The sequence below is a fragment of the Dysgonomonas sp. UBA7710 genome, from assembly GCF_002482385.1.
In the GTDB taxonomy this organism is placed as follows: domain Bacteria; phylum Bacteroidota; class Bacteroidia; order Bacteroidales; family Dysgonomonadaceae; genus Dysgonomonas.
In genome coordinates this window covers 20277-32942 of record NZ_DLFW01000020.1, presented here as the reverse complement: position 1 = coordinate 32942, position 12666 = coordinate 20277, and the positions used below count along the sequence as shown (strand labels likewise).

Sequence of the window (12666 nt, the reverse complement as noted above, 5' to 3'; positions counted from 1 at the left end):
TATTAACTGACTATCTATCGGCAGATTATTAATCCATGATATTTCCGAAGATTTGTTGTTTATTATATTCACTTCTGTATTCTGAAGGAGTCCTGCCTACATGCTGTTTAAACATCCGGTTGAAATATGAAATGTTATCTATCGCCAATTCGAGAGCAATATCCCTGATGGAAATATCGGTAGTAAGTAACAGCAATTGAGCCTTTTCTATCTTTTTCAGATTTATATACTTCAAGGGTGTGCATTTCATTTCTTTCTTGAATATCCGGATAAAATGATCCTTGGTTATACAGGCTATATCCGCCAGTTGGTCTATAGATATATCTTTATCCGTATTTTCATGGATATATTTTAATCCGCTGATTATCCGGCTATCCTTATTATCCGATTTAACCTTGGCCGTTTCAAAAAACTTAGCTATCAACTGGTATAATATACCTTGCGTTTCGATGATGAAATGCGGGGGTATCTTATTGTTATCGGCTACATATTGCGAAAAATTCGGTAAGTTGTCATATAACTCCGGATCGATATTTCTTAAATGACGCTCAGGGTTAATCTTTAGTAACCTCTCTGTCAGCAATAGATCCAATGATTCAGCTTTTATTCCTACCGGGAAATCATATTTGTCGAATACCGATTCCTTATTCACTGCTTTTTCATAGAAATGAATGTAGTATAGCGAAAAATAGCCGTCACATTCATCATTATGCAGGGTAAAAGGCGGTGTCAGATAGATATGATCCGGTTTTAGTGTATATAATTTACCCCCGATCTTTGTACGTGCTTCTCCCCCTTTCACATAATATATTCTGGCAAAAGGACTATAGACATTTTTCCAGTTCCAATTTGCATTGAGCTCCGAATAGCCAATATTCAGGAGTATAAAATCAAGGTTACCGGTAATAGTATACATGGATATGTATCGCTTTAATGTTATTTAAACAGATCATAAATATACTTATTTATAATATATAATAGATTATTTCCGACAAAATATATCGATATAATACCATCCATCTATCGAAAAAGTGAAAGTAATTCTTGTATTTTATCTATAAATTCGCATTATGACCTGAATCAACTTTCTTAGACAAGAAGTAACTAAGATATACCGAACATAATAATTTAAAATCTAAATCAATATCATGACAGCAAAAAGATTTCAAGGCCAATGGCCGAAAATTGGCATCCGTCCTACTATCGACGGTCGTATGGGTGGCGTCCGCGAATCACTCGAAACTCAGACAATGAACATGGCGAAAAGCGTAGTCTCCTTATTGACCTCAACGCTGAAATACCCGGATGGCTCTCCTGTAGAGTGTGTTATAGCAGATTCAACTATCGGACGTGTCGCCGAAAGCGCCGCTTGTGCCGAAAAATTCCGGAAAGAAGGTGTCGGCGTTACTATTACCGTTACTCCATGCTGGTGCTATGGTAGTGAAACGATGGATATGGAACAACACACGGTAAAAGCTGTTTGGGGATTCAATGGAACGGAACGCCCCGGAGCGGTATATCTTGCGGCGGTATTAGCCGGACACGCACAAAAAGGATTGCCCGCATTCGGCATCTACGGACGCGATGTACAGGACGCAGGAACAACGGAAATCCCTGCCGATGTGAAAGAAAAATTACTTCGTTTTGCAAAAGCCGGCCTGGCTGTAGCTACCATGCGGGGTAAATCATATTTATCTATCGGGGCGGTTTGCATGGGTATCGCAGGTTCCATAGTGAATACCGATTTCTTCGAAGATTATTTGGGTATGCGTTGCGAAGGGGTCGACGAAGTGGAAATAATCCGCCGTATGACCGAAGGTATATATGATAAAGAAGAATATGAAAAAGCGCTGATCTGGGCAAAAGCTAACTGCAAGGAAGGCGAAGATAATATCAACCGGGCCGATTTGAAAAAAGATCAGGCCGGAAGGGATAAAGACTGGGAATTTATTGTGAAGATGACATTGATAGTCCGGGATCTGATGATCGGTAATCCGAAGCTGAAAGAAATGGGATTCGGCGAAGAGGCTCTGGGGCATAATGCGATTGCAGGAGGATTTCAGGGGCAACGCCAATGGACGGATTTTTACGCGAACGGTGATTTTACCGAAGCAATTCTGAATTCATCTTTCGACTGGACCGGAATCCGCTCTCCTTATATATTAGCTACCGAAAATGATGCACTGAACGGCACAGCTATGTTATTCGGCTATTTACTGACCAATACGGCACAGATATTTGCAGACGTACGGACATACTGGAGCCCCGAAGCTGTGGAGCGTGTAACCGGAAAGAAACTGGAAGGGCTGGCCTCCGCGGGAATGATTCACCTGATTAATTCGGGTGCGGCAACTCTGGATGGCAGCGGATGTCAGAACGATAAGGATGGAAAACCTACGATGAAGCCATTCTGGAATATTACAGAGGCGGAAGCAAAAGCCTGTCTGGATGCGACAACATGGATGCCGGCCAACCGTGAATATTTCAGAGGGGGAGGCTTTTCTTCCAAATTCCTGACACGTGGGGGCATGCCTTGTACAATGGTTCGCCTGAATCTGGTAAAGGGTTTAGGCCCTGTATTGCAAATCGCCGAAGGCTGGACAGTAGATCTGGACCCGGCAGTGCACAAAATACTCGATGAACGCACCGATAAGGGCTGGCCTACAACATGGTTTGTCCCTCGCCTGACAGATGATTCTAATTTTAAAGATGTATATTCGGTGATGAACAACTGGGGGGCTAATCATGGATCTATCAGTTGCGGGCATATCGGAGCCGATCTGATTACATTAGCTTCTATGCTTCGCATCCCTGTTTGCATGCATAACGTAAGCGCCGACGATATTTACCGTCCGTCTTCATGGAACGCGTTCGGTATGGATAAAGAAAGTGCTGATTACCGGGCGTGCCAGACATACGGCCCTCTTTATAAGAAATAAAAAGAATAATGAAAGACCTGAAAGAAGGGTATAAAAAAGAACCGGCAGGGGCGACAAAACGCTTCTGCCAGTTCCTGAAACTGAGTCCGGATACCTTAGAACAATATAAATATTGGCATAACAGCCATAATATATGGAAGGAAATTCCTCTGGGCATCCGTAAGGCGGGCATTCTGGATATGGAGATCTATATGATAAATGATATAGCCTTCATGTTATTGGAAACAGCTCCCGATTTCGACTGGGATGCTTCTTTCGGTAAACTGGCTACATACGAAAGACAAACCGAATGGGAAGAATTTGTATCTCAGTTCCAGATAGTGGGAGAAGGGCAACGTTCGGAAGAAAAATGGCAGCTTGCAGAGCGCATATTTTCCCTTACGGACGCCCTGAAGTAATCCGTATATAAACTAAATATTAAAATGATAACAAAAGAACATATTGCAAAATTTATAGAACAGGCTCATCGTGTCGGAAAAGAGCGATTGCAGCTTTGCAGCAGCGGTAATCTTTCGTGGCGTGTGGAAGAGCATACAGCATTGGTATCGGGTACAGGATCATGGCTTCCACGTCTGGCAGAAGAAAATGTAGCCATATGTGATATATCAACAGGATTGCGGATAGATGGCCCGAAACCCTCTATGGAAAGTGTTTTCCATCTTGGAGTATTGCGCGAGCGAAAAGACATGAATGTGGTGCTGCATTTCCAGTCGGAATATGCCACAATTGTTTCATGTATGAAAAACAAGCCGGAGAATTTCAACGTCGTGGCCGAAGTTCCCTGCTATTGCGGCCGTGAAATTCCGGTGATACCCTATTTCCGTCCCGGCTCTAAAGAATTGGCGGATGCTGTGACAAACGCCCTGAGAGAGCATGACTGCGTATTGATGAGCAAGCATGGCCAGGCAGTTTGCGGAAAAGATTTCGATGATGCCTTCCAGAAGGCGGTCTTTTTCGAATTTGCCTGCGGCATAATTGTACGTGCAGGTGAAGGCAATTATCAGACTTTGAGTGATGAGGAAATCCGCGACCTGGAGGTCTATATCCTAGGAAAAGCAGGATCATAATAGTTATGAGTCATAAGTGTTGCACTATTTGCTAATTAATTGGCACATTGGCATATTAATCAATTAGATCATTACCATGGCATATCTGGCTTTAGACCTTGGCGCAGGAAGCGGCAGGGCTATCGTAGGCTTCATTGAAAACGGAAAGGTTCATTTGGATGAAGTCCATCGTTTCAGCAATCCTCCCATCGGGTTAGGAGATACACTTTATTGGGATTTCCTGTCACTGTTCTCAAACATAAAAGAGGGTATCCGGTTAGCCGTAAAAAAAGGATATACGTTGAGAGGTATTGGAATAGATACCTGGGGTGTCGATTTCGGGCTGATAGACAAATCGGGGCATTTACTATCCAATCCTGTTTGCTATCGTGATCGCCGTACCGAAGGCATGTCTGCCGTAGCATCCGGCTCTGTATCTGCAGAAGAACTGTATGCAATTACAGGTATCCAGCAGATGGAAATAAATTCCGTTTTCCAGCTTTTAAGTCTTAAACAAAAAGAAGACCCGGTATTGTCAATCGCCGATAAATTGCTGTTTACTCCTGATCTCATCAATTATTTCCTTACGGGAGTCGCCTGTAATGAATATACTATAGCTTCTACGTCCCAATTATTAGACGCACGGACACGACATTGGAGTAAAGCTGTCTTTGATAAGCTGCAATTGCCATACCGATTGATGGAAAATATCATATATCCCTGCAATCTTATTGGTAAGCTGAGGAATGAAATTGCAGAAGAAACAGGCGCTGATGGTATTAATGTATTTTCAGTCGGCTCGCACGATACGGCCAGCGCTATAGCCACTATTCCGGCAAATGGTAAAGATTGGGCATTTCTGAGTTCGGGAACATGGTCCCTGTTGGGTGTGACAACAGACAAACCTGTCCTTACGGAAGAAGCCCGAAAAAATGACTTTACAAATGAGGGCGGTGTAGACGATAAGATTCTCTTTATGCGAAACATTACAGGGCTTTGGCTTTTACAAAGACTGATTGACGAATGGGAGAAGGCCGGCGAAGAATGTGCGTATGATTATTTGTTTTCCGAATGTGGCAAAGCCATACCTTTTTGCAGTATTATAAACAGTGATAATCCTGCGTTCACCCATCCCGTTTCCATGACGGAGGCTATCCGGGAATACTGCCGGAATACCGGCCAGGCTATTCCCGTATCGAAAGGGGAACTGGTACGCTGTGTACTGGAATCCCTCGCCGTTAAATATTATTTTGTAATGGCCAGGTTGCAGGAATGCACAGGTTTGGAAATAAAACATATCTTTGTGGTGGGTGGCGGAAGCCGCAATGAATTACTGAATCAATACATAGCCGATGCGTTGAATATGGAGGTGATAGCAGGCCTCACAGAAGCAACGGCAACGGGTAATATTATTCAGCAGGCTATAGCCGACAAACAAATACAGGACTTGAAAGAAGGACATAATATTATAAAAAACAGCTTTGAACAAAAAATATATTATCCCGCTAATACAAAAAAATGGACTGATGCAATAACTGAAAAAAAATATCTGTTCCAATAAATTTGAATCAATTTAACCTTTTTAATATCAATACATACCATGCAAAATAATATGAAGAACAGTTCTATGTTCAGGGGAAAAGATGGGCAAAACTACCTGTTCCCATTTATACTTGTCACCAGCCTGTTTTTTCTCTGGGGATTCGCACATGCTTTATTGGATGTGTTAAACGCGCATTTTCAGGAGATATTGCAAATCTCCAAGGCGCGCTCGGCGTTGGTACAGTTTGCCCTCTATGGCGGTTATTTTGTGATGGGTATTCCTGCCGGACTGATAATTAAAAGATATGGGTATAAGAAAGGAATTGTTTTCGGATTATTAGTTTTCGCCATCGGAGCTTTTCTTTTCTATCCGGCAACGTTAATCAAGACATTCTTTCCTTTCCTCATAGCGCTGTTTGTTATTGCCTGTGGGCTGACCTGCCTCGAAACCGCAGCTAATCCTTACACAACGGTTTTAGGGCCGGCCAAATCGGGAGCAAGGCGTATCAATCTGGCTCAATCCTTTAATGGTCTGGGCTGGATATTAGGACCTCTGGTGGGAGGATTACTTATCTTTTCGGATAAAGGTGATCCTTTTTCCGCGTTAGCTACGCCTTATATCGGCATTGGCGTGGTTGTATTGATTATTGCCGTATTGTTTATACGTACCCCTTTGCCTCAAATAGCGGCAGAAGGTACGGAGTTATCCGGAAGTGTTGTATCTGCAAATACTAAAAGCCGTTATAAAGACCTGTTGAAACATCCCCTTTTTATATTCGCTGTCGTTGCCCAGTTCTTTTATGTGGCCGGTCAGACAGGCATAGGCAGTTTCTTTATCAATTATGTAATTGAGGTGCGCCCCGACATATCCCATCTGGAGGCTTCCCAGATACTTGCATTCGGTGGAATGGGTATGTTTATGATCGGCCGTATATCGGGAAGTTATATGATGAAGTTCTTTAATCCCAGGAAGCTGCTGGCAATATATGCTTCGATGAATATTTTGTTGATGGTTGTTGTGGTTATGGGATTGGGTATGATATCGGTAGTTTGTCTTTTTGCGTCGTATTTCTTTATGTCTATCATGTATCCTACAATCTTTGCGATAGGCATAAGCGGATTGAAAGAAAATACGGAAAAAGGCTCCTCCCTTATCGTTATGGCCGTGGCCGGAGGGGCTGTTATTCCCATGTTGATGGGGCGTATAGCCGATTTGTATTCTATGGCTGCCGGATTTGTAATTCCGCTGGTCTGTTTTGCCGTGATATTAGCTTTCGGGGTAAGTAAGTTAAAGAATTAAAGGTTTATCTCTTTCATCGGGTTCCAGAATACAGCTTTCCAGTTCTTTATCCTGTCATTGACAACAGTGATTCCTTCGGCTTCGAGCAGTTTCTGCATTTCACCCGAATTGCCGAAAGCTTCTTTGGCCGATAATACCCCGCTGCTATTGACTACACGATGGGCAGGAATACCGCTTTTAGCGGAGTCGCATTGCCCCATAACACGCCCTACTATCCTCGACATATTGGGATAGCTGATGGCTTTGGCTATGGCTCCATAGCTGGTTGCCCGCCCGTAAGGTATCATTCTGACAATCTCATAGACGGCTTCGGTAAAATCTTCTTTATCCAGTTTAGACATGGTTTAATATTTATACAAATATAAGATTAAAATCGAATGGATAAATGATGATGTTTTCATAAGAAGTTTATCTATATAATCAGAGCCGATAGCCTTTAGCTGTTAGCTTATAGTTCTTTGAAGTATTGATTGGCCCCCTTAATCCCCGGAGGGGGACTTACAATGAGGGTAATAAGTAATAAGTAGAAAAAGTGTAACCTTTGTTACTTTTTAACAGTTACAAGTTACAAGTTGGCTGGCGCCTTATTTTGTTTCACGCAGAGACGCAAAGGCGCAAAGTTTTTACATCTTACCAGTTGTTGATTGCCAACTACCAACTGTTGACTGTAAATAGTGTTACCTTTGTTACCTTTTTTTAAGAGTTACGGATTACGAGTTGTTAACTGCTAACTGTTTACTGTTAACTGAAAAGGTTGTTACCTTTTTTTAAGATAAAGAAGGCATGGGCTTTTCCGCCCCCTCAAACATTAAAGGAAACAGGGGCGTCGTATTATGACCACCCCTGCAAACAGACTATATTTGTGTACTTTACTTTCTTGTTATTTTGATTATATAACCTCCACCCGGAGCCATAGATACCTGCAGCTGCTTATTCGCCGGAATATCTATTGTTTCTTTCTTGTAGTCACGGGCGGCACGGTCGGCATTTATCCCGTCTTTGAACACTTCACCTTTGAAGTTGCCTTCTCCTAAGAAGGACAGGTCTAATTGCATATTGCGGGCATCCCAGTTTGTCATAGCACCTACATACCAGGTGTTATCTTTTTGGCGGGCGACAGATACATACTTTCCGATTTCCCCATCCAATGAGATGGTATTATCCCACACGGTGGGTACAGCAGCGATAAACTCTGTACATTCCTGCTCCGACATGTAGTTGGACGGACTATCACATAGCATGTTCAGAGGCGATTCGAATATGATGTATCCGGCCAGTTGACGACAGCGTGTGCCCTGGCTCATGGCTTCATTATATACGTTTCTGTAATTGCCTTTTGTCGCGTTACGCATCGCGCCTTGCGTATAGTCCATCGGACCTGCTACCTGACGGATGAATGGGATAGTAACATCATAGGTGACCTGATCGAGTTCGGGACCGGACCATTTCAACTGCTCCAGCCCATTTACTCCTTCAAAGTTGATAACATTCGGATAGGTACGTTGCAATCCGGTCGGCTTATATGTACCGTGGAAATCTATAAGTACTTTGTATTTAGCCCCCATTTCGGCTGCCCTGCGGTGAAAGTCTACCATGATCTGGTCATCCCTATCCATAAAATCGACTTTAAATCCTTTGATGCCCATCTCGCTATAGTGCTTGCAAACCTTTTCCAAGTCTCTGTCGAAAGCATGATATCCGGCCCAGAGGATAAGGTCTACATTCTTTGCTTTGGCATAACTGACCAGTTCCGGAAGGTTGATCTCAGGTATTACCTGAAACAGATCGGCTTTTTTGTTGACAGCCCATCCTTCATCGAGGATTACATATTCAATACCATATTTAGATGCAAAATCAATATAGTATTTGTATGTCTCATTGTTTATACCTGCACGGAAGTCAACACCATACAGGTTCCAGTCGTTCCACCAGTCCCAGGCTACTTTTCCGGGTTTTACCCAAGAATAATCCCCTTGAGACGGAGTTGCTAGTTTGTACACCATATCACTGTCGGCGAGTTCCGAATCTTTTTCGGCAACAATAATCACTCTCCATGGGAAGTTTGTCAGGCCATCGGATTTTGCTATAAATGATTCACGGGAATCGACCAATATCTGGAGTTCGTTATGCCCTCCCTGACGGGTATCTTTGGGGTAAGGGGCAAATACACCCTTCAGGCCGTTTGCCGTTTCAGCCGGATATAGGAACATTCCCGGATAATCCATCAGGTCAGCTTCTGTGATACAAACCTTTTTTCCTTTCGCTCCTTCAACTACCAACGGTGAAATACCAAGGCGCTTTTTGTTCCATGCAGATAGAGCTATATTGTGATATGGCTGCTCGAACGAGTTGGAGAACTGGCCCTCAAGAGGCGTGGTTTCCGGTTTGTTGGCATAGGCAACAAATACTTTCTGATCGGCAGGGAAGTTAAACTCAGCTTGTTCATTCTCTATAATAAACGGCTTCTTTGAAGTAGAGACAAAGCGATAAGCAATACCATCGTTGTAGGCCCGGAATATGATATTGTAATCACCTTTGAACTTTAGGGTGAGTTCATTGTAGTTATCCGCGATCTTATTCCGTTTATAAACAGAGGCGTCAATGGTTTGGTTTACAGCTTTTTCGGATGAGCCGGACAGCCTGGCATTAATACCAAAGGCACTGCCATCAGCCAAGGTGATGGAAACAGGCGATCTGGAAAGCATTATGTCTCCTTCGTGAGATACGGAATATTCGACTGTTTTACCTACGCTGATACTGGTTTCCAGCTTGCCGTTAGGAGATTTCAGAGTGAATTGTTTCTGAGCAGAAACTGTCATTGTATAACAGAATAAAAGACAGAATAAAGACAGGATTACCGAATTGTTTTTTCTCATTATTAGTTATATTTGAAGGTTTATTATCCAATTTCTTTCTTTCAGATGACTGGTTACCTTACGGATGTTATCCATCATAGCTGAAACGTCCTTGAAGATATTCTTGTTTTTCTTTTGCAGTATATACTTCGGGCTATTTCCTACAATCTTTACAAAAAAAGTATCATTGATAAGTCCTGCACCTAAGGGGTGTATTTCCTTTACAGCCCCGTCGAAAGCAAAGTATTTCCCTACAGTCATCGGCTAATGGCGTTAATTTAGATATATAATGCTGGATGCATTTTAAGCTAAAGAATAGAACGAAGATAGAGGTTTCATTTATATTAACATCTATTTTTTATATTTTTTCTTAGAGTCTGTTTAAAAATTAATTGAGAGAAGAATAAAGGGCTTCTATATTCTATAGTATTTGAAGCTGTACCAACAAGATTGTAGATACAATCCTCAATGATTAATGAAGGCTACAGAGATAAAATAAAAAGACTGACTTCCATTACTGAAAGTCAGTTGCATCAAGTGATCCGGAAATCTTCTGAAATGTTATCCCTCATTTGTTATCATATTCTGGTTTTCAAATTTGTGGCAGTATTTTGGTTTCTGCCATGTTTTATAAGAGGTTGATATGTGTTTTTTACAAGCTTTTGTTTCTGAGAGAAGCAAAAAACTACAGGTATTAAATAAAATATTGAATATCAGAATATTGTGATATTTTTAGTTTTTTTATTTTTCTTCTAAAAGTCGTGAAGAAGAAATAACACTTAAATTAAAAGCAAATAATCAAATTGTACATATTTCTGCTTTTGTATATTAAATTTGTTAATTAAGATAGATTACACAGTTAAATAGTTTCTTTTTGTTGCTTATTGCTTCTAACCTGCATAGCTTTGTAAAATGGATGTAATTCCAACAATTTTTATAAGTTTGCATAAAGAATTGTATAACTGCGTAAATATTCACCTATGAATAAAGATAATTCTGTTTGGATGGATTTTTTGAATGGCGATACATATGCCTATGCAAAAATTTATGAGCTATACGCAAAGCAGATGTATATATACGCTTTACATTTTACTACTAACAAGGAGTTGATAGAAGACTCTATTCATGATATTTTCGTCAAACTTTACAATAATCGGTCAAAACTATCTCATATACACAATATAAAGTTGTACCTCTTCATTGCTCTTAAAAACGATTTAATAAACCAACTAAACTATTCACGCACAATAGCTTTTGAGCCTATCGAAAATATGGACTCATCCATAAAAAAGGGACCTGATACCGAAGAAGAGTATATTAAGCAAGAATCATCTCTATATAGAAAAGAATTAATACTTAAATATTATTCTATTTTGTCATTACGTCAAAAGGAGGCTATTCGCTATAAATTCGAAGATGATTTATGCTATAGCCAAATAAGTAAGCTAATGAACATTAATATACAATCAGTGAAAAACATTGTACAAAGTGCAATAAAAAAAATAAAGTCCGAGTTTTCGGCTGATTAACAATATTCTACTTTTTTATAAAAAAGACATATTCCTGTCTTTTATAATGCCCCTGAAAGTATTTTCTTGAAAAAAACAAAAAATAATGAGTACTTTTTGACGTTTTTTTTGTCCTATTAAGAAAAAGGGGTAACAATCGTAATTATTACTAATGACAAAAAAATATCAGTACAATAATATCTCGGATTTTCTGAAGGACGATTTCTTTATCGCTTCGACACTAAACCCAACTGATAAAACAGATCTTTTTTGGAATAAGTTAATTGAAGATGGATTGGTAGACATAGATGAATTTAATAAGGCTAAGAATGCATTAATAAATCCATCTTATAGCAGCAGTCCTAAGGATATAGACAATGAAGTCAATGCTTTGTGGAATAGAATAAATACCACAAATACTATTAACTCCCAGAAGAAGAAGGTAAAACTATATATAGCCTATTCGGCTGCAGCCGTTGCATGTTTCATTGGCCTATTTTTATTCGTTGACAAACAAATCCCGCTTCAGAATAATACTGAAATATTGGCAAGCGACTATAATTTTAGTAAAGCGTCAAGGATATCACCTTCGGGCAACGAAGTTGAGCTTATTGTAAATGATAGTAACGAAATAAAGATAGTATCAGATAGTGTGCACATAAAAAACACCCAAGGAGGAGTTCATGTAAATAATGACCTTATTGTGGAATATGATTTGTACAAAGTAAACTATCTGCAATTGATTGTACCTCGCGGAAAACGATCCAAAATAGACTTAATAGACGGAAGCTCAATTATAGTCAATGCCGGTACCCGAGTTATTTATCCCGATAAGTTCATCGGTAACAAGAGAGAAATATATGTAGATGGTGAAATCTATGCAAAAATAGCACACGATGAAGATAAACCGTTTATAGTTAGAACTAATAACCTCTCATTACAAGTACTGGGGACAACCTTTGATATAAGTGCATACGAAAGTGAAACTAGCAAATCAATTGTTTTGGTAGAGGGTTCTGTGAAAGTTATATCTCATCAACCGAATGTTTCAGATGTTATACTAAAACCGAATCAACAATATTATATTGACAGAGATGAATCTACAATTACGACAGTCAACCCTGAAAACCATATATCTTGGACGGAAGGTATCTACCGATTCAAAAAAGAATTTTTAAAAAACATTTTGTCTCGTGTTGCAAAATACTATGGTGTTACCATCCGTTGCGATTCACTATCTCAAGATAAAATTTGTTCGGGAAGTCTTGATCTTAAGGACGATATCAATGCGGTTCTTTATGATATCTCGTTAACGACATCGCTAACGTGTATATATGTAGACAACGAATATCAGTTTAAATAAAATATAACCCCCAAAATAGAATTAAGTAAGAAACAGAAAGAAAACCTAACGTAACAAAGAGGCATTTAGAGAAAAAGGCGAGTAATACTCCCAATATTACCCGCCAAATCTTA

At 40.2% G+C, this 12666-nt stretch carries 11 protein-coding genes; 7 read left to right on the top strand and 4 right to left on the bottom strand.

Annotation, left to right across the window (positions count from 1 at the left end):
- Positions 1-28: 28 nt before the first annotated feature.
- Positions 29-916 (bottom strand): helix-turn-helix domain-containing protein, encoded by an 888-nt coding sequence (locus B3317_RS06165; protein ID WP_291109676.1) that lies wholly within the window; start codon positions 914-916, stop codon positions 29-31.
- A 232-nt stretch (positions 917-1148) separates the two neighbouring features.
- Between B3317_RS06165 and B3317_RS06160 the strand changes: the two genes are divergently transcribed.
- The 5 genes from B3317_RS06160 (at position 1149) to B3317_RS06140 (ending at position 6827) form a co-directional block, all read left to right on the top strand.
- Positions 1149-2939: an L-fucose isomerase gene (locus tag B3317_RS06160; protein ID WP_291109674.1), complete on the top strand. Its 1791-nt coding sequence runs from the start codon at positions 1149-1151 to the stop codon at positions 2937-2939.
- Positions 2940-2947: 8 nt separating this feature from the next.
- On the top strand, positions 2948-3337 hold the full coding sequence (locus tag B3317_RS06155) for an L-rhamnose mutarotase (RefSeq protein ID WP_291109672.1): 390 nt from the start codon (positions 2948-2950) through the stop codon (positions 3335-3337).
- Positions 3338-3361: 24 nt separating this feature from the next.
- A complete protein-coding gene (locus B3317_RS06150) occupies positions 3362-4006 on the top strand; it encodes a class II aldolase/adducin family protein (protein WP_291109670.1) in 645 nt (214 codons plus the stop codon).
- Between the two features lie 76 nt (positions 4007-4082).
- A complete protein-coding gene (locus B3317_RS06145; protein ID WP_291109668.1) occupies positions 4083-5546 on the top strand; it encodes a rhamnulokinase in 1464 nt (487 codons plus the stop codon).
- A 51-nt stretch (positions 5547-5597) separates the two neighbouring features.
- The gene (locus B3317_RS06140; protein WP_291109666.1) at positions 5598-6827 is read left to right on the top strand and encodes a sugar MFS transporter; all 1230 of its coding nucleotides are present in this window, start codon (positions 5598-5600) and stop codon (positions 6825-6827) included.
- On the opposite strand, the gene B3317_RS06135 is transcribed toward B3317_RS06140, so the two are convergent.
- The 3 genes from B3317_RS06135 to B3317_RS06125 all read right to left on the bottom strand — a co-directional run bounded on the left by B3317_RS06135 (position 6824) and on the right by B3317_RS06125 (position 9943).
- Entirely contained in the window at positions 6824-7168 is a 345-nt protein-coding gene (locus B3317_RS06135) for an MGMT family protein (RefSeq protein WP_291109664.1), read from the bottom strand. The genes B3317_RS06140 and B3317_RS06135 overlap by 4 nt on opposite strands.
- A 528-nt stretch (positions 7169-7696) precedes the next feature.
- Complete coding sequence (locus tag B3317_RS06130; RefSeq protein WP_291109662.1) at positions 7697-9703, bottom strand: glycoside hydrolase family 97 protein; 2007 nt, start codon at positions 9701-9703, stop codon at positions 7697-7699.
- Positions 9704-9709: 6 nt separating this feature from the next.
- Positions 9710-9943, bottom strand: a complete 234-nt coding sequence (locus tag B3317_RS06125; protein WP_291109660.1) for a hypothetical protein — start codon at positions 9941-9943, stop codon at positions 9710-9712.
- Positions 9944-10662: 719 nt separating this feature from the next.
- Here B3317_RS06125 and B3317_RS06120 point away from each other — a divergent pair.
- Together B3317_RS06120 and B3317_RS06115 are read left to right on the top strand one after the other, a co-directional pair.
- Positions 10663-11211 (top strand): RNA polymerase sigma factor, encoded by a 549-nt coding sequence (locus tag B3317_RS06120; protein ID WP_291109658.1) that lies wholly within the window; start codon positions 10663-10665, stop codon positions 11209-11211.
- Between the two features lie 151 nt (positions 11212-11362).
- Positions 11363-12553 carry a FecR family protein gene (locus B3317_RS06115; protein ID WP_291109656.1) on the top strand — a complete coding sequence of 397 codons (1191 nt, stop codon included), beginning with the start codon at positions 11363-11365 and terminating at the stop codon, positions 12551-12553.
- Positions 12554-12666: the final 113 nt, after the last annotated feature.

What these genes read in the sequence shown, in the direction of transcription:
- B3317_RS06165 (WP_291109676.1), bottom strand. Translation starts at nt 916, where the DNA reads ATGTATACTATTACCGGTAACCTTGATTTTATACTCCTGAATATTGGC.
- B3317_RS06160 (WP_291109674.1), top strand. Translation starts at nt 1,149, where the DNA reads ATGACAGCAAAAAGATTTCAAGGCCAATGGCCGAAAATTGGCATCCGT.
- B3317_RS06155 (WP_291109672.1), top strand. Translation starts at nt 2,948, where the DNA reads ATGAAAGACCTGAAAGAAGGGTATAAAAAAGAACCGGCAGGGGCGACA.
- B3317_RS06150 (WP_291109670.1), top strand. Translation starts at nt 3,362, where the DNA reads ATGATAACAAAAGAACATATTGCAAAATTTATAGAACAGGCTCATCGT.
- B3317_RS06145 (WP_291109668.1), top strand. Translation starts at nt 4,083, where the DNA reads ATGGCATATCTGGCTTTAGACCTTGGCGCAGGAAGCGGCAGGGCTATC.
- B3317_RS06140 (WP_291109666.1), top strand. Translation starts at nt 5,598, where the DNA reads ATGAAGAACAGTTCTATGTTCAGGGGAAAAGATGGGCAAAACTACCTG.
- B3317_RS06135 (WP_291109664.1), bottom strand. Translation starts at nt 7,168, where the DNA reads ATGTCTAAACTGGATAAAGAAGATTTTACCGAAGCCGTCTATGAGATT.
- B3317_RS06130 (WP_291109662.1), bottom strand. Translation starts at nt 9,703, where the DNA reads ATGAGAAAAAACAATTCGGTAATCCTGTCTTTATTCTGTCTTTTATTC.
- B3317_RS06125 (WP_291109660.1), bottom strand. Translation starts at nt 9,943, where the DNA reads ATGACTGTAGGGAAATACTTTGCTTTCGACGGGGCTGTAAAGGAAATA.
- B3317_RS06120 (WP_291109658.1), top strand. Translation starts at nt 10,663, where the DNA reads ATGAATAAAGATAATTCTGTTTGGATGGATTTTTTGAATGGCGATACA.
- B3317_RS06115 (WP_291109656.1), top strand. Translation starts at nt 11,363, where the DNA reads ATGACAAAAAAATATCAGTACAATAATATCTCGGATTTTCTGAAGGAC.